Raw genomic sequence first — 16,669 nt, 5'->3', positions numbered from 1 at the left:
AACGCTCCCCCTTATACCCAGATGTCGTTTTGCAGAGAAATCAGCCCGCGCAGCTCTTCGTCCGACATTTCCGTCAGCCAGTTCTCGCCGGAGCCGACAACCTGCTCGGAGAGCGCCTTTTTGCTCTCTATCAATTCATCAATCCGCTCTTCCAGCGTCCCTTGGCAAATCAGCTTGTGCACCTGCACGTTCCTGCTCTGCCCGATGCGGAAGACACGGTCCGTAGCCTGGTTTTCCACCGCCGGATTCCACCAGCGGTCATAATGCACCACATGGCTGGCCCGGGTCAGGTTCAGGCCCACACCGCCGGCGCGCAGGGACAGCACGAACAAATCGGGACCGTCGCCCTGCTGAAAGCGCTGAACCATGTCGTCCCGCTGCGATTTGGCGAGCCCGCCGTACAGGAAAAACGGCTTCTGTCCATAAACGCGCTCCAGCCGGGATACAAGCAGCTCGCCCATCCCCACATACTGGGTGAAGATGAGCGCGGCTTCTCCGTTCTCCCGGATCGCCTCCACCAGCTCCAGCAGCCGCTGCATTTTGCCGGAGGCCTCCGGCTTCGCCAGATCGCTTCGCCCAGGGGCAAGCAGCGCAGGATGGTCGCAAATCTGCTTCAGCTTGGTCAGCGACGACAGTACCAGACCCTTGCGGGCAATACCCGTCTGTCCGTCAATGCGGCCCATCAGCTGATCTACTACGCCCCGGTACATGCCAGCCTGCTCAGGCGTCAAGGCGCAGTATGACTTGAGCTCAAGCTTCTCCGGCAAATCCTTGCGGATGTCGGGATCGCTCTTAAGCCTGCGCAGCATAAAGGGCGACACCAGCCGGTGCAGCTCGCGCAGCGCCACTCCCCGCTCATCCCCCGACGTCGTATAACGATGCCGGAAGGATGAAGCGGTCCCGAGATAGCCGGGATTCAGAAACTGGAATATCGACCACAGCTCGCTCAGCCGGTTCTCGACAGGCGTGCCTGTCATGGCAATGCGGTGCGGGGCGGACAGCTTCATGACGCTCTGCGACTGCTTGGTGCGGGCGTTTTTAATATACTGCGCCTCATCAAGGACAATGGACGACCAGGTGAGCGACGACAGATCCGGCCCGTCCCTGCCTGCCAGATGATAGGTCGTCAGCACGATATCATGCATGCGCGCCTGCTCCTGAAAATCCGTCCCATGCACGCGCTGTACTCCATGGTGGATGTACAGCGACAGGTCGGGAGCAAAGCGCTGCAGCTCGCGGTGCCAGTTGCCCAGCAGGGAAGTGGGGCAGATAATCAGGGCGGGGCCGTTCTCCGTGCGGGTTTTCCTGTAATCCAGCAGACAGGTAATCACCTGCACGGTTTTGCCAAGCCCCATATCATCCGCAAGACATACTCCGAAGCCCAGATCACACATCGCCGCCAGCCACTGATATCCCCGTTCCTGATAAGGACGGAGCTGGCCGTGCAGCTCGGCAGGCACAGGACGCGGCTTGACGGAACGCAGGCCGCCGCCTTCGGCAAGGGAAGCCAGCAGGCCGAACGATTGCGCTCCGTAAATGGACAGTCCCTTCCATACGGCTTCGCCCGCAGCATCCTGTTCCGCTGCCAGGTGCATCCACTCGGAGAAGGACATCTCGCCCTCCTCCTGTTTCTTCATAAAGCGGAGCACCTGCCGGATCTCCTTCGGGTCCACCTCGATCCATTCACCCCGCAGCCTGACATAAGGCAGATTGGCAGCCGCGATGGCCTCCAGCTCCTCCACGGACAGCTTCTCTCCGCCAAGCACCGCCTCCGCATCAAAAGCCACGACTTGGCTCATTCCAAGCGGTGTGGAAGGCCCCTCCGCCTGCCCGGCATCCCTCATCCGCAGCCTGAGTCCCGCCCGGCGCCGTCCTTCACGGCTCCAGCGGGAAGGCATCTGAACGGTAACCCCGTTCTTTTGCAGCAGCGGGACCGCCTCGGCAAGGAAATGGAAGAAGTCCTCCGCCGCAAGCAGGAAGCTTTCCGGCCGGGGATGCCGCAGCGTCTCACGGATATCCGCCGACAGCTCGGATGCCCGGCCCAGCACTGTGAGAAGCTGTACGTGGACATCGCGGTATACGATATCCCCGCGCATCAGATCCGGCTCCGCGTAGGACCAAATGGCCCCTGCCGGCAGCCGCATGCCCGGCTCTACATCGCTTTCGGCCCAGAAGGACACCCGCCACTCCTTCAACTCCTCCAGCGGGGGCTCGAGCCGCAGACATAAACGCAGGCTGCCTTCCTCCGGCTCCTTCTCCTCCCGTTCAATATATGGAATCGCTGCGCCCGGCAGCGAGGATACCTGTTCCGAAAGTTCTTCCAGCTCCGCCGCAGTGCCCTGCACTGTCAGCGGGCGCGAGCCTGTGAGCAGGCTGTTCAACCACAGCTCGCTCAGCGGGGACCGGCCGCGTCGGTAATCCGCCCGGTATTTGGCGATCTCCCGCTCCGCCTGAGCGACGGCTGCTGCCGTCTCCGAATGAATCATCGCGGACATAAAGGAATGCAGCACCGTACAGGCCGCTTCCTCACGCGAGACCGGCTCGCTCCCGGCAAAGGCGGCGGGCGCCGCCAGCCCGATGGCCGGCATCGCCGCGGCCAGCTCGCGGAACCGGGCGATGTTCTCCTCCCCGCTCAGCCGCGGAAGCCACACCCCCACCGCGGTCTCCTGCCCGCCGCGCCGTCTTGCACCGCTCTGCTGCAGCTCCTTCAATCCGGGCACGATCTCTCCCCGCTGCAGCAGCTCCAGCGCAAACAGCGCCGCTTTCTGCCAGTATCCGATCTCTTCCCCAAGACGGACGCCGGCAGCCGCGCAATCCCGCTCATTCAGCCGCAGAAGCAGGGCGGCCGTCTCCTTCGCATCAATTGCAAGCCCCTCCAGCATCCGTCCCAGCATGGCGCGCCGCTTGCCTCCCTTGGCCGGCTCCTGCCGCGCCGGACCCGCCAGGCGCAGCTCCGCCAGTCGGAGGGCAGCCTGACGGAACGGCTGTGAGCCGTCCTTCAGCTTCATTTTGCGTACGATACTGCTCCATGCGTCTACTCGCGGTTCCGACGTTTCACCGGAAAAACAAAAAAATACATCTCCAAGCCAAATTCCATACAGCGGTTGATCCATATCTGTCTCCCGTCCAGCCTTTCGAATTGTTACACTCCATCATATACGAAAACCCAATCTTTTCAAAAACCTTTTGCACAAAAGTTTGCGTGAATGGGCAGTTCACAGCCGCAGGCCCAATTTTGTCCCAATTAGGCAACGGAAGCGGTTCAACAAATCCCCTATACGAACCGAACCATAGTGCCGTTAATCGTCGTAAATAAGCCCATTTGCTAATAACATTGCGTCAACAATTACACTAGACAACTTGTAGCCCTGATCCTCTCCTGATTTTCCACAAAAGCTCCGGTTTTCAAGCCGATACTGTGCCCGCCGGAAATCTAACGGTTGCAGCTGCTGCTATTTTACGAAAAAAGAGCTTTTCTAAATTCTAACGGTCGTGACCGCCGTTATTTGCCTGAATCTAAGCAAAAATATGCTGTGTTAAGTGAAATAAGCGCCATCGCAACCGTTATCATTTGAAATCAACGTTCTTAGTACCAATAGCGGTTGTAGCAACCGCTAGAATAGCTTGTGGTTAGAGATGCAGCTTTGTCAGATTTATTGCGGACCATAGTGCCGTTAATCCGCGTGTATAAGCACATTTGCTCTAACTCCAGGACCACACAGCACTTACTCCTCTGAATCCGCGTGTAAACAGTCGATAACGGAATAAATAGCTGCACTTCTATCCGTCTAATGGCATGAAAAACCTGGTTTGGCAACAATAAGGCCACCGCTCAGATCCGCTGTGCAACACTGTCTAAAAAGGAGGTGCCCATCGTCCTAAGGCCTTCTCGCTCACCTACGAAAAAGAAACCGCGGCCCAACAGCCGCGGCATTCTTTATGCTGTGCACCCGACCATTCGGCCTTCATGCACATTATTTTTTCCATTTATATTCCAATCATTACTTTGCTTTCAGATTATTCCACGTATTCTGGAATTCTTCAAGCAGCTGCTCTTTATTCAGCTTGCCCGCCGCATACGCCTGCATGGAGCTTCCGAATTCCTGAGCCGCTCCTTCAGGGTAGTTGCTGAAGTTCCAGTTCATCACTTTGTTTTGCTTGCTGTAGTTCACTACCTCTGTTCCCAAATCACCCAGATCCTCAGGTGATGCTTCAATGCTCTTCAGGGCAGGAATAAACTTGAACTCCTTGGTGATATAACGCTTGCCCTCTTCGGACGAGACCAGCCAGTTCAGGAATTCCTTCGCCTCATCCTTCACCTGCGAATTTTTATTCACGACCCAGTTGTTGGCGACACCGACAAACAATTTATCATTGCGCTCCGGATCATCATTAATCGGCATCGGCAGAATGCCCAGGTTCAGGTCGGGATTGATGCCGTCAATCTGCACCTGTGTCCAGTTGCCCTGCTGCATCATGGCCGCCTGGCCTGTGGCGAAGGCCGTTACCTGTGTGTTGTAATCTGTCGTCAGCGGATTTTCGTTGCCATATTTCAACGTCAGGTCAAACAGATTGAACCACTGTTCAAAGATGGGATTGCCCGCAAATTGCTGCGAACCGTCATTCAGACCGGCAACGAAAGCCGCCGGATCGTCCTGGTTGGCAAAGGCTACATTCAGCAAATGGTTGCCGAACACCCACCACTCCTGATACCCGTTGGAGAATGGGGTAATTCCGGCTGCCTGCAGCTTCTTCGCCGCAGCCTCCAGCTCCGTCAGTGTCGTTGGAATCTCCGTAATGCCTGCCTTGGCGAATAAATCCTTGTTATAAATAAACCCGTAGCCCTCCAGATTCAACGGCTGTCCATACAGCTTGCCGTCCTTGGTCATCGGTTCTTTGGCGACATCCACGACGTCAGCAACCCACGGCTGGTCGGACAAGTCCTCCAAATACTCAAGCCAGGTATCCAGCTCACGATATCCCCCTACGTTGAAAATATCCGGCTGCTCGCCAGCCGCAAACTTCGCCTTCAGGGCCGCGCCGTAATCGCTTCCCCCGCCGACAGTCTGAATGTCCAGCTTGATGCCGGGATGCGAGGCCTCATATTCCTCCTTCAGCCGGTTCATTGCTTCCGCAATTTCCACCTTGTACTGGAAAATATGAATCGTTTTTTCGCCGTTCCCGCCGCTTCCGCCTTCTGCCGCGCTGCCCCCGCCCTGCTGGCCTCCACCGCAGCCTGTCAAAATCAATGCCATTGCCATAACGAGCATGAACGATAATTTAAAGAGTTTTTTCATATGCCGAATCCTCCTTGAATAAGGTATGCCGCCTGTTGCTGGCGTACGATTTTTTCACTTGATGAAAACGCTTGCTTTTTTTAAGATAACAGAAAGAATTACCTTCGTAGCAGGAGCTTCCTGTTATCGCAAGAAAAACTACTACTAATCGCGGTCTGGCTTCTTGGAATTGCTTCGATAAAGTTCTTCTTATGATATCAGGAAGAGTTGACTTCAGAGCATCTGCATCCTGATATCGCAAGAAAAATTACTATTATTCGCGGTCTGGCTTCTTGGAATTTGCATCGATAGAGTTTTTCTTTAGATAGAAGAAAGATTGCTTCAATGCATACGGCTTCCTGTTATCGCAAGAAAAACTACTACTAATCGCGGTCTGGCTTCCTGGAATTTGCATCGATAGCGTTTTTCTCAGCCCTTCACCGAGCCCGCGGTAATGCCATGGATAATGTATTTTTGCATGAGCAGGAAAAATACGATCACCGGCAAAATGCCAAGCACGAGGGCAGGCAAGGCCAGATCCCACTGCTTCGTGTATTGACCGAAAAACGCATAGGTTGCGATCGGAATGGTACGCAGATCCGCGCTCTGCAGCACCAGTGAAGGCAGAAGGTAATCGTTCCAGATCCAGAGCGTGTTCAGGATGATGACCGTGACCAGCATCGGCTTCATAAGCGGGTACACGATGCGGAAGAACACCCCGTAAGGGTTGCAGCCGTCAACCCGAGCCGCCTCCTCAATCTCCACGGGAACGGACTTAACAAAGCCGTGAAAGAGGAAGATGGACATCGGAGCGCCAAAGCCGAGATAACAGACCACCAATCCCCATATGCTGTTCATCATGCCGAGACTGCTTGCCACCTTGACGAGCGGAATCATGACGGATTGGAACGGAATCACCATCGCCGCCACGAAGAGGGCGAACAGAATCCGGTTGTACCGCGAGTTGTGCCGCACCATCCGGTAAGCGGCCATGGAGCTGATCAGGACAAGCAGCAGATTGCTGAACACGGTAACCAGCAGCGAATTCCAGAACACCTCTGGAAAGCGGGTAATGCTCCAGGCCCGGGCATAGTTATTCCATTCAAATGCCTTCGGCCACGCCGCCGAGTCCATCAGCAGATCCCCGAACGTTTTGACAGAGTTTACAGCGAGAAAATAAAAGGGGACCAGGAACAGCAGGCCAACCGCGATCATGACCAATTCAGCGGCAAAGGTGCCGAGCCGGTAGCTCTTTCCGGTATGCATCAGGCCTCCACCTCCCTGCTTTTGGTAAGACGGACCTGCAGGCTTGTGACCAGGGCGACAATAATGAAAAAGATGAACGCCTTGGCCGTGCCCAGCCCGTAACGGTTGTTCACGAACGCTTCATTGTAAATGTTCAACGCGACGGATTCTGTCGATCCGAACGGTCCGCCCTTGGTCAGGGACAGATTAAGATCGAACATTTTGAAGGACCAGGATATGGCGAGGAAAAGACACACCGTCACCGCAGGCATGATGAGCGGTATAATAATTTGCCGCAGCACCTGCATCCTGCTCGCCCCATCAATGGAGGCCGCCTCCAGAATATCCTGCGGCACATTGGTCAGGGATGAGATGTAAATAACCATCAAATAACCCGCCGTCTGCCATATAAATACAATAATAATTCCCCAGAAGGCGGTGATCTCATCTCCGAGCCACGGCAGCTTGAAGAAGGCAAGACCCGTTGCGGCACCTATAGATGAAAACCCTTTCACAAATATAAACTGCCAAATAAAACCGAGTAAAAGACCACCGATGACGTTAGGCATAAAAAAGACCGTACGCAGCACATTGCGCGATTTCAGCGGTTTGGTCAGGAAATAAGCCAGGATAAAACCCAGCACATTGCTCAACACAACCGATGCCACGGTAAAGCGCACGGTGAACCAGAAGGCGGTCCGAAATTTGGCGTCCTCCAGCAGAATCTGCCGAAAGTTGTCCAGCCCGACCCAGCCCGCCTGGTTGGAGACACCGTTCCAGTCCGTGAACGAATAGTACATCCCCAGCAGAAAAGGGACGACAATGATGATGGCAAAAAACAATGTGGATGGACCCACAAATACAAGCTGCTGCAGCAGCTGCGATGTTTTGGCCCGGTGCATTTGCATCTCCCCTTTTGTATTTGGCTTGCCGCTTCCTTATTATGAACGACCGCTGTAGGGATGAATATGGAGAATTCTGCGCCTTTAGGAGGAAAATATTGACCACTCCGCGCCCCTCCGGAGATAAAAGCATAATTACTACTGCTGAAAGGGGGATACAACCGTGAAGTTCCGCAGCATCCGCTTCCGGCTCAGTGCCTTCATGCTTGCAGCAGTCGCCATTCCGCTGCTGCTGTCGATGACCATCACCTTCTTGGTGACCAAGCAATCCTTGCGGGAGCAGACGACCGGGGAGAATGAACGGCTTATTTTTCAGGGAGCCGTAAACCTTGAACATTACCTGCAGAGCGTGAACCAGGCTTCCATTGCCGTGTACAAGGATCCGCATTTTCTCACGAATCTCACCCGGATTCCGAACGATTACCGGGCGGCCGCTGAAATCTACACGACGCTGGAGACGATCCGCAACACCGTGCCGGGAATCGTCAGCGTATATATGCATTCTTATGACGCGGGACAGTCCACACTTGTTACAGGCAGTGCGCCCAAGCGGGGGCAGCGGGAGCATTCTTATACTGAAGGTGTACCGTACCGCAGCAACAGCCTGTATATTGAAGCATCCCACCCCACCCATCTGTATGGATTCTCTTCCCCGGGACCCGCTTATGGTAAGGATGCGAAGGTGTTTACCCTTCACCGCTCGATTCAAAGTATCCCCTCCCCGCGGAGGCTGGCCGATCTCGCCATTGACATCAGCCTGGATACCGTTCGCAGCATCTGCAGGGAACTGTACCAGGAAGGAAGCGAGCAGCTGTATTTGCTGGATTCTGCGGGTGTTGTGATTTACAGTGGAAATGAAACCTTGATCGGACAGAAGCTGGAAAACCCTGAGCTTATCCGCGGCATCAGCGGCGAGCAGAATCAGGGGGCTTTTGAAGAAGGTGAAGCCCTTCATGTATACCAGAAGCTGAATGCGGACCTGTCCGGCTGGACGCTGGTCAAGCGGATTCCGTATGAAACGCTGTATGCGCGTGCGACCCGCCTGACCGAGATCAATGCGGGCATTACCGGCGCTGCACTCTCCGTTGCCATCATCGGCACGCTGCTGATCTCCATCCGGATTACACAGCCGATCAAGCAACTGGTGCGGTACATGGAGAAAATTCAGGCAGGACAGCTGGATGTTGACATCCGGGTGACAAGCCGGGATGAAATCGGGGTCGTCTTCCGCCGCTTCCGCCGCATGATGGATACGGTCAACAACCTGATCCTGCGGGAATACCGCCTGGAACTGGCCAATAAGACCAATCAGCTAAAGGCGCTGCAGGCGCAGATCAATCCCCATTTTCTGTACAACACCCTGCAGTCCATCGGCACACTGGCCTTGCAGCATGAAGTGCCGCGCATCTACTCCCTGCTCTCCTCCCTCTCCAGAATCATGCGCTACAGCATGAAGGAGAGCACGGTTGTTCATCTGAAGGACGAGGCGGAGCATATACGAATGTATCTTGATTTGCAAAAAGAACGATTCGGCGACCAGTTTGACGTGAGCTTCGATTGGGAGCCGGGGGTGCTGGAGGAGCAGGTGCCCAAAATGATTCTGCAGCCGATTGTTGAAAATTATTTTAAGCACGGGATGGATGTCCGCCTTGGCAAGACACTGCTGCGGATTGCCGGCACACGAATGGCTCCGGACATGCTGCGCCTGACGATTGAAAACACGGGCCTGTCCATACCGCAGGACAGACTGAATCAGCTGCGCGGCCTGCTGTTCCGCAAGCCTGACGCGGCTGTGCCGGAGGAGCAGGCCGCCGAGGATGAGCCTATCGGGCTGCGCAATGTCCTGCTGCGGGTCCGCCTGCATTCAGGAGAAGCGGGCCGCCTGGACATCACGAATATCGAGCCACATGGCGTTCGGGTTATTCTGGACATCAGAACAGAGGAGCGTGAGTAACATGAAAGCCTTGATCGTGGATGACGAACAACACGGAAGAGCCGCCATCCGGCTACTGGTCAACTGGCAGGAGCACGGCATCACCGAGGTGCTCGAAGCAGAGGATGGCGGGCGGGCTATTCAGCTGGTGACAGAGGAAGCGCCGCAGATTGTGATTACAGATATGAGAATGCCCGGATATGACGGTACCAGGCTGATGGATTGGCTGCAGGCCCATGCGCCGCATACGAAGGTGCTGGTCGTCAGCGGACACGATGATTTCGGGCTCGTCCGCCATGCCATCCGCTGCGGCGGCACCGACTACATCCTCAAGCCTGTCGAACAGGATGAGATTAACGAAGCCTTGTCCAAAGCGGTGGCGGCCTGGGAGGCGGAGGAACAGCAGCGGAGCCGCCTGACCCTGCAGGCCATTGAGGTCAATCAAATGCGGCCGCACTATGCCGACAAGCTGCTGACCGAGCTCGTTCAATCCCCCGCAGGCTCTATCAGCGCCCTGCCCCGTCTGGCCGAGGAGCTGCGGCTGCCGCCGCAGGGCGCCGCAGTATGCTGTGCCGCCGTCCTCAGTCTGGCCCATCTGGATGAGGCTGTTCTGGCTAAATACCGGGCAAAGCGGCAGCTCCTGTCGTTCACCATCCTGAATATCTGCAGTGAAATTCTGGAACGGTCCGGGGCAGGCATTGCCTTCAGACATCTGGAAAATACGGATGAAGTCGTCATCCTGTATTGGGGTGGACTTGATATGCTCCAAGAGAGGCTGAATGCCATGAATACGGGCTTTTGTATGGCGCTTGGCAGGCGCATGCATTTCGGTATCGGACCTGCCGGCCCTTTCCCGCAGGGTGTGTCCGCCTCGTATCAGGCGGCCCGCCAGGCCTTATGGCGGCGCAGTCTTGTTCATACGGCGGACGCTCTTCATACGACAGACGGCCTTTATGTGGCGGTCGGTCTACACTATGCGGAGAGAAGCGCCGAGGCTCAGTCCAGAGCCCTCCGCCTGACGGATGCGGAGGAAAAGCTGCGGCTGGTCGTGCTCAGCGGCCAGCCTGACAGAATGGCCGCGGCCGCGGCGGAGTGGATCGAAGAAGCCGTCTCCCGGCTGCCGGATCTGACCGCCGAGCAGATGCGGAGCTGGAGCCGGGAGCTGGACTGGATGCTGGGCCGCTGGCTGGACGACCGTCCGGAGGATACGGCCGGGGAAGATCCGGTACAGCCGGATGCAGCGGCGGCCGTCCTGCCTGTCGACGAGGAGGGCATGCTCTCCCTCCCCGTCTGGAAAAGCAGCTTCGCCAAGCGACTGCAGGCCGCAGGCCGGGCACTGGCGCTCGCGCGGGCTCACGCGCCGGAAAATCATATCATCCGCGACATCGCCGCATATCTGGATGCCCATTACGCCGATGAAATCACCCTGCAGGATATTTCAAACAGGTTCTACCTCAGTCGGGAATACATTTCCCGCAAGTTCAAGCAGGAGTTCGGCGTGAATCTGTCGGAATACCTGAGCCGGCTCCGCATCCGTCAGGCCAAGCTGCTGCTGCTCAATCCCCGTCTGCGCCTGCAGCAGATCTCGGAGATGGTCGGCTATCAGGACGAGAAATATTTCGGCAAAGTGTTCAAAAAGCTGGAGGGCATAACCCCGGGAGAGTACCGGAAGGCCGGGGCGGAATCGATTCAGACATAGGGGCAGCAAAACGGCGGCTCCTCATATCACCGAAGTGATTTGGGAACCGCCGCTTATGGCATACATATTCAAGCTGCATATTAAGCTAAATATTCAAGAAGCCCGGCAGAGCATCAGCCATTCAATATGCAGACTGCTTTCATTATGCAGGCTGCTTTCGCTATGCAGGCTGCTTTCGCTATGCAGGCTGCTTTCGCTATGCAGACGGCTTGCGCTCCTCCCGGCGTGCGAACCAGGTGGCCAGCAGAGAGCCGGAGATATTGTGCCATACGCTGAAGATTGCGCTTGGTACGGCGGCAACCGGGTTAAAGTGCGCGGCAGCCAGCGCTGCACCGAGACCGGAGTTCTGCATGCCTGTCTCCAGGGTAACGGCCTTGCGCTTCGCCAGATTCATGCCAAACAGCTTGGCGAACCAGAAGCCGAGCAAATAGCCGAGCCCGTTGTGTAAAATAACAACCGCGAAGATGAGCGGGCCAGTCTCAATAATTTTACCCTTGCTGCCTGCCACTACAATGGCCACAATCAGCACGATGGCAATCGTGGATACGAGAGGCAAAGCCTTAACGCTCGCTTCAGCCTGTCTGCGGAACAGCGCCTTCACAATAACGCCGAGAACAATCGGAATGATGACCACCATCAGGATATCCTTGATGAGCGATGCGGCGTCAATATTCATCCAGCGACCAGCCAGCAGGCTGATCATGAATGGTGTTGCCAGCGGAGCAATCAGGGTCGATACGGACGCGATGGATACGCCAAGCGCCACATCTCCTTTGGCCAGCAGGGTCATTACGTTGGAGGCGGTGCCGCTTGGACAGCAGCCCACGAGAATGACGCCAACGGCGATATCCGGCGGCAGCTGCAGCAGCAGAGCCAATCCGAATGCCAGCAGAGGCATGATCAGGTAGTGCCCCACAACACCGATCGCCACATCCAGCGGTCTGCGGAACACCTCGCGGAAGTCGGCCGAAGACAGTGTCAATCCCATACCGAACATGACGATGCCGAGGAAAATCTGTATATACCCCTTTAACCCCGTAAAGGCATCAGGGACAAAAAAACCGAGCAAAGCAAACAGGATCACCCAGACGGAAAATGTGCCCCCCACAAACTTGCTTATCTTTTCTACTGTGTTCACTTCCTTACATCCCCTCTACACATCATGTTATTTAAATTTTTTAGTATGTATTGTACTACATATTCATACGGCATGACCATATATTTTTTTAGCAAAGTGAAGCGTTGATGCAAAAAAAAGACCCGCGCGCGGGCATTCCCGGCTGCAGGCCATATTATGCTTATCCAAGATTCCCACCTGTAAAAAAGCTTGCGGCTTTAGCCGTGGGAGTATCAAAGGGTACTTATAACAATTCGGCTTATAACCATTCAGTTTATAGCAATTCAGCGTATTGCAATCCGTGGCGGATTCCGCCTTCATCCACCGATTTGGTCACGTATTTGGCAAAAGGCTTCACTTCCTCATGCGCATTGCCCATTGCGATGCCCAGTCCTACATAAGACAGCATTTCCCTGTCGTTCAAACCATCTCCGAACGCAACGGCCTCCTCCCTGCTGATGCCCAGATGCTTCAGTACCGCCTCGATTCCTTTGGCTTTGGAGCCGCCCGCCGGAATAACGTCCATCGCCACCCGATGCCAGCGTACAAATTGCAGATCCTTGAAGGGTGAATCCGGCCCGGTGTAAATGTGCTCTTCATGCTCCTGACAGTACAGCAGCGCCTGATACACCGCTTCTTCCTTCCAATACTGCGTCCGGTAGCCCGGAACCTCCACCCTTAAGGAGTGAAAAGATTCCGCCACAGCCTCATGCGCTTCAAAATTGGCATACCCGGCTGTGCCTCCCTGCATCACGATCGGATGATTATGCGACAAAGCCAGCGTCTCCAGCCGCTCCAGCGTTTCCTTGGAAATGGGATGCTCGTAGACCGGTTTGCCCTTATACACGACATAAGAACCGTTAAAGCTCACAAAAGAGTCAATATCCAGCTGCTGAGCATAATGTGTGAAGTAGTATGGCGCTCTTCCCGTAGCGATAAACACTGGAATGTCCTTTTCCTTAAGCTCCCGGATGGCGTCAATCGTATCCTGCGGGATTTGCTTTTCTTCATTGACCAAAGTGCCATCGATATCAAAAAAGACTGCCTTATATTTCATTACTGGGACCCCCGATTTTCAGTTATGTAATCTCATTATGGTTTGTCTCACTCATCTTATCACAAAAAAGCAAGGACGGACGGTGTCCTTCCAGTGATTGTCCATATGCGCCTGTCGTCCCCCTACTTGTCAAGGAGATAAAGACGCAAACCCGCGGCAAGACTTTGAATATGATGTGTAAAAAGGTCTTTTTTCGTAAAATAGCTGCTGCTGCAACCGTTAGCTCTCCGGCAGGCGCAATAACAGCTCGGAAACCAGAGCTTTTGCGGAAATCTGAAAAAGATCAGGACCACAGGTTGTCTTGTGCAAAGTTAATGCAGCGCTAATTAATAGTATATCGAAAAGAGGGATTTGCATGAGGCGCCTTGTAAAATTGAACCCTGAACATAAGACAACCGGACAAATGATTACGGAGCATCTGGAAAGAATAAATCAGCGGATTAATCATCTGATTCAAGAGACAGAGAGAGCTTTAAATCACACAAAAACGGACAACGGGAACTGACCCGCTGTCCGATTCGCTTATTATGATATGTAGGATTACACCCTGGGAGTTTGTTTTTTCAAATCGTTTAAATACGATTGGGTTCTGCGAATGACTTCATTGGTACGGTCGTTGGATTTTTTAACCTGTTCACGAATGAGCTGCGAAGTAGCAGTTACCTTTTTGGCGGATAATGCTTTCATTACAGGCACACCTCTCATCATTATTAAGATCATTCATTCTCATCCTGACCGCAGATCCCTGAAGTCTCAGTTCTCATGCTTTCAAACCTGACAACCAAATCCAGACTTAACCAGATGTGTTCAAATATTAAAGACAGTTCGATCTTGGCATACTCCTGACTGCCCATTAACGCTTCCTGGCGAGTATCATCGAGAATAATACGAATTCCCCACGTACTGCCATCATGCAGAGTCACACACTGACTGGCTTCTCCTCTCTCCAAATCTATGTAAATTTCACCGTCTTCCATCGATTTGACCATCCCGTCTTGGTGATGATCTATCGGTATTGCTTTAATTTTGCGGGAGTTTAAACCTTGAGAATGTTTATCCACGAACTCGTTATCGTCCAATTTATAAATGATATAACAACAATCAAACGACAATGAATCCAGAAATTGAAGGTTCGGATAGCGGACAAAAGAGGATAAGTTGTTTCTGATTTTATCCAGGAATGCACTGGTTTCCTCCACCCTGTTCGCATAATAACTTATATCATCCTGGGTATGTTTAAGCTCTTCTATGTGAAGCTTCAGAAGTTGGCTCAGCTCCATGATTTTCTCTTCGTTTTTGTTCTTCACCTCTAACAGCTCATCGATTCTGTCCTGATAACTCTTTATCACTTTTTCGTCCAGGGAGGACTTCTTAAGGCTTTCCTTTAGCTTTGAAAATTTAAAATATTCATCCCGGATAAATGGAGATAATGCATCATACATAACTTTATGATTTTGCGCAAAAGCCTGGATGTGAAAAAATTCATTTTGCGGGGTAGCCATATACCGAATCGTTTCCCGCCGCACAAACATATAGATAACTGCTGCTGCGATGGCAATTCCCAGCGTCTTCTGCCCCCATCCCAGGCTTTGCCATACGGTGTACCCAAAAACACCGGTTAAAACAACACCAATCATTGGGGTAATAATAGCCTTCCAGTTCTTAAATGCCCTGAATCCAACCTTGAGCATATTTTTATGAAGCAGCCATTCATTGTATTCCTCATTCCGATGTGTGTCCTCAGCAGTATTCAAATAACCAAGCAGCTTATCCCATCTTTCGGATAGTAAATCCAGCTGCTCTTCCGGCGTTTTTCCCGAGTTATTCGTCATCGGCATCTCTATCCTTTTCAGAATTGGGAATCAATTCCTTTTCCCTTAGAATATGAGTATGCTTGGTATGGTGAAAAAATCAGCAAAAAAGCGTGCCGAATACAAAGTATTTCAGCACGCTTAAACATCTTTCTTTGTTGACCCATTAGGCTCCCTGCCGGCTATCCCCTACTTCCTGCCGTAATCCGCCTTGATTTCGCCCCATTCCCTGGTCTGCCACTTCAGAATCCGGTTCTGGTATGTATTCGTCCGCAGCCAATGCTCCGCCCGGTCTACAAGCTCCCAGATCTCCTTCGTCGATTCGTCACGCTTCAGTGTGGAGACCACTTGTTTTTGCCTTACCCACTTGAGTGCGTTAACCGAGTCGCTGTAAATGGTCTTGTTGCTTCCTTGCTTCTTAAGATAAGCCAAAGCATGTACAATAGCCAAAAACTCGCCGAGGTTATTGGTTCCCTTAGCTATAGGGCCGCAGGAAAAAAGCACTTCACCGGTTCGCGTGTCCACTCCCTTGTACTCCACCGGCCCCGGGTTGCCCCTCGTTCCGACATCCACGGAAATGCTGTCATAATCGATCTCTTCCCGCGTACCGGCGGCTGCCTGTGCAGAACGTGCGGCTGATGCGCCAGCGGTTCTGCCCGAGCCGCTCTTGGCGGACTGGCTTCCCCAATATCCCTGCCAGCCCTTCGCATACGCCTTCTCCGCCTCCGCCCTGGATTCGAACGCTTTATATTTGGCGCCGGCGACGCCGTTCACCTGGGACTGGCACTCCCCCCAGCTTCCGTAAATGCCCGTTTTTTTACCGACCCATACCACATAATATTTTTGCTTTGCCATATGTCCTCCATTCTCCGGCAATTGCTTGCCTGAACAACATTTGCAGTTCGTATTTTACCGTTATGAATAAAAACTTCAAACTCTATCATATCCCGTTTTGTGATCCGGCTCCAAATGGGGTTAATTCTTCGCAGATCTTACCTGTACGAGCCACTAACTATTGCCCTATTACGGGTGCCAGACCAGCAGCAACGACTGCCAATACATCTTGCACCATGTCTTCCGCCGATCTATATTGCGGATGTCTGCTCCACTCGACGGCTGATCCAAATATGCCCCAGCTTGCGATCAGAGCGGCTGTCTCCACCATCTCCCGGGAAACAGATGGTTCCGATTGTTCGCTTAACCAGGTAAATAGCAGGTTATATAGTTCCTTTTGCATCGCGGCCTCAAACAGCGTTTCATACTGATTATCAGTTGAAGTCATGTATGGACGAGTACAGAAAAGAAAATCGAAAACGATTAAAATAAGCGTTCGCAGACTCCCTATATCGGATAAAGCAACATTAGGCAGCTCATCCTTTAGCTTCTTTTGAAATTTATCTCTCATCCAGCTCTCAAGAAATGCGAATTTGTCTTCAAAATGCGCATAGAACGTGGAGCGGTTAACGGTCGCGTAGGCGGTAATATCTTGTACGGTAATGGAAGAGACATTATTCTTCCTCTCTTCAAGCAATTCCATAAAAGCTTGCATCAACAGTTGACGTGTCCGTTTCACACGTGGATCGTTTGTATTCGTGGGCATGTTACGCTTCTCCCTCTCTCTCAGGTTAT

At 53.3% G+C, this 16,669-nt stretch carries 12 protein-coding genes; 2 read left to right on the top strand and 10 right to left on the bottom strand.

All coding sequences use genetic code 11. From position 1 onward, the window contains the following. Positions 1 to 11: 11 nt before the first annotated feature. From ACE5KN_RS16695 to ACE5KN_RS16680, 4 genes are all read right to left on the bottom strand, one after another. Positions 12 to 3,113, bottom strand: a complete 3,102-nt coding sequence (locus tag ACE5KN_RS16695) for a DEAD/DEAH box helicase (RefSeq protein ID WP_375526137.1) — start codon at positions 3,111 to 3,113, stop codon at positions 12 to 14. Positions 3,114 to 4,001: 888 nt separating this feature from the next. Continuing rightward, positions 4,002 to 5,297 carry an ABC transporter substrate-binding protein gene (locus ACE5KN_RS16690; RefSeq protein WP_375526136.1) on the bottom strand — a complete coding sequence of 432 codons (1,296 nt, stop codon included), beginning with the start codon at positions 5,295 to 5,297 and terminating at the stop codon, positions 4,002 to 4,004. A gap of 408 nt (positions 5,298 to 5,705) precedes the next feature. Further along, entirely contained in the window at positions 5,706 to 6,542 is an 837-nt protein-coding gene (locus tag ACE5KN_RS16685; RefSeq protein ID WP_375526135.1) for a carbohydrate ABC transporter permease, read from the bottom strand. Beyond that, positions 6,542 to 7,423 (bottom strand): carbohydrate ABC transporter permease, encoded by an 882-nt coding sequence (locus ACE5KN_RS16680; protein ID WP_375526134.1) that lies wholly within the window; start codon positions 7,421 to 7,423, stop codon positions 6,542 to 6,544. The genes ACE5KN_RS16685 and ACE5KN_RS16680 overlap by 1 nt, the downstream gene beginning before the upstream one ends. A 163-nt stretch (positions 7,424 to 7,586) precedes the next feature. Here ACE5KN_RS16680 and ACE5KN_RS16675 point away from each other — a divergent pair, with 163 nt between their 5' ends. Both ACE5KN_RS16675 and ACE5KN_RS16670 read left to right on the top strand, forming a co-directional pair. Beyond that, positions 7,587 to 9,377, top strand: coding sequence for a cache domain-containing sensor histidine kinase (locus tag ACE5KN_RS16675; protein WP_375526133.1), 1,791 nt, complete (start codon positions 7,587 to 7,589; stop codon positions 9,375 to 9,377). Between the two features lies 1 nt (position 9,378). After that, positions 9,379 to 11,055 carry a response regulator gene (locus ACE5KN_RS16670; RefSeq protein WP_375526132.1) on the top strand — a complete coding sequence of 559 codons (1,677 nt, stop codon included), beginning with the start codon at positions 9,379 to 9,381 and terminating at the stop codon, positions 11,053 to 11,055. A gap of 196 nt (positions 11,056 to 11,251) precedes the next feature. Here the strand turns inward: ACE5KN_RS16670 and ACE5KN_RS16665 are convergent, their stop codons facing one another. The 6 genes from ACE5KN_RS16665 to ACE5KN_RS16640 form a co-directional block, all read right to left on the bottom strand. Beyond that, positions 11,252 to 12,193 (bottom strand): bile acid:sodium symporter family protein, encoded by a 942-nt coding sequence (locus tag ACE5KN_RS16665; protein WP_375526131.1) that lies wholly within the window; start codon positions 12,191 to 12,193, stop codon positions 11,252 to 11,254. A gap of 253 nt (positions 12,194 to 12,446) precedes the next feature. Beyond that, positions 12,447 to 13,229, bottom strand: coding sequence for a Cof-type HAD-IIB family hydrolase (locus ACE5KN_RS16660; protein WP_375526130.1), 783 nt, complete (start codon positions 13,227 to 13,229; stop codon positions 12,447 to 12,449). Positions 13,230 to 13,769: 540 nt separating this feature from the next. After that, the gene (locus ACE5KN_RS16655) at positions 13,770 to 13,949 is read right to left on the bottom strand and encodes a hypothetical protein (protein WP_375526129.1); all 180 of its coding nucleotides are present in this window, start codon (positions 13,947 to 13,949) and stop codon (positions 13,770 to 13,772) included. After that, positions 13,946 to 14,983, bottom strand: a complete 1,038-nt coding sequence (locus ACE5KN_RS16650) for a hypothetical protein (protein WP_375533117.1) — start codon at positions 14,981 to 14,983, stop codon at positions 13,946 to 13,948. The genes ACE5KN_RS16655 and ACE5KN_RS16650 overlap by 4 nt, the downstream gene beginning before the upstream one ends. A gap of 246 nt (positions 14,984 to 15,229) precedes the next feature. After that, on the bottom strand, positions 15,230 to 15,895 hold the full coding sequence (gene rnhA / locus ACE5KN_RS16645; protein ID WP_375526127.1) for a ribonuclease H: 666 nt from the start codon (positions 15,893 to 15,895) through the stop codon (positions 15,230 to 15,232). Between the two features lie 157 nt (positions 15,896 to 16,052). Then, the gene (locus tag ACE5KN_RS16640; protein WP_375526126.1) at positions 16,053 to 16,640 is read right to left on the bottom strand and encodes a TetR/AcrR family transcriptional regulator; all 588 of its coding nucleotides are present in this window, start codon (positions 16,638 to 16,640) and stop codon (positions 16,053 to 16,055) included. Positions 16,641 to 16,669 lie beyond the last annotated feature (29 nt).

Origin of the sequence: Paenibacillus terreus, from assembly GCF_042138595.1 — a bacterium.
In the GTDB taxonomy this organism is placed as follows: domain Bacteria; phylum Bacillota; class Bacilli; order Paenibacillales; family Paenibacillaceae; genus Paenibacillus; species Paenibacillus terreus.
This window is presented reverse-complemented; position numbering and strand designations above follow the sequence as displayed.

What these genes read in the sequence shown, in the direction of transcription:
- ACE5KN_RS16660 (WP_375526130.1), bottom strand. Translation starts at nt 13,229, where the DNA reads ATGAAATATAAGGCAGTCTTTTTTGATATCGATGGCACTTTGGTCAAT.
- ACE5KN_RS16640 (WP_375526126.1), bottom strand. Translation starts at nt 16,640, where the DNA reads ATGCCCACGAATACAAACGATCCACGTGTGAAACGGACACGTCAACTG.
- ACE5KN_RS16695 (WP_375526137.1), bottom strand. Translation starts at nt 3,113, where the DNA reads ATGGATCAACCGCTGTATGGAATTTGGCTTGGAGATGTATTTTTTTGT.
- ACE5KN_RS16680 (WP_375526134.1), bottom strand. Translation starts at nt 7,423, where the DNA reads ATGCACCGGGCCAAAACATCGCAGCTGCTGCAGCAGCTTGTATTTGTG.
- ACE5KN_RS16655 (WP_375526129.1), bottom strand. Translation starts at nt 13,949, where the DNA reads ATGATCTTAATAATGATGAGAGGTGTGCCTGTAATGAAAGCATTATCC.
- ACE5KN_RS16685 (WP_375526135.1), bottom strand. Translation starts at nt 6,542, where the DNA reads ATGCATACCGGAAAGAGCTACCGGCTCGGCACCTTTGCCGCTGAATTG.
- ACE5KN_RS16690 (WP_375526136.1), bottom strand. Translation starts at nt 5,297, where the DNA reads ATGAAAAAACTCTTTAAATTATCGTTCATGCTCGTTATGGCAATGGCA.
- rnhA (WP_375526127.1), bottom strand. Translation starts at nt 15,895, where the DNA reads ATGGCAAAGCAAAAATATTATGTGGTATGGGTCGGTAAAAAAACGGGC.
- ACE5KN_RS16670 (WP_375526132.1), top strand. Translation starts at nt 9,379, where the DNA reads ATGAAAGCCTTGATCGTGGATGACGAACAACACGGAAGAGCCGCCATC.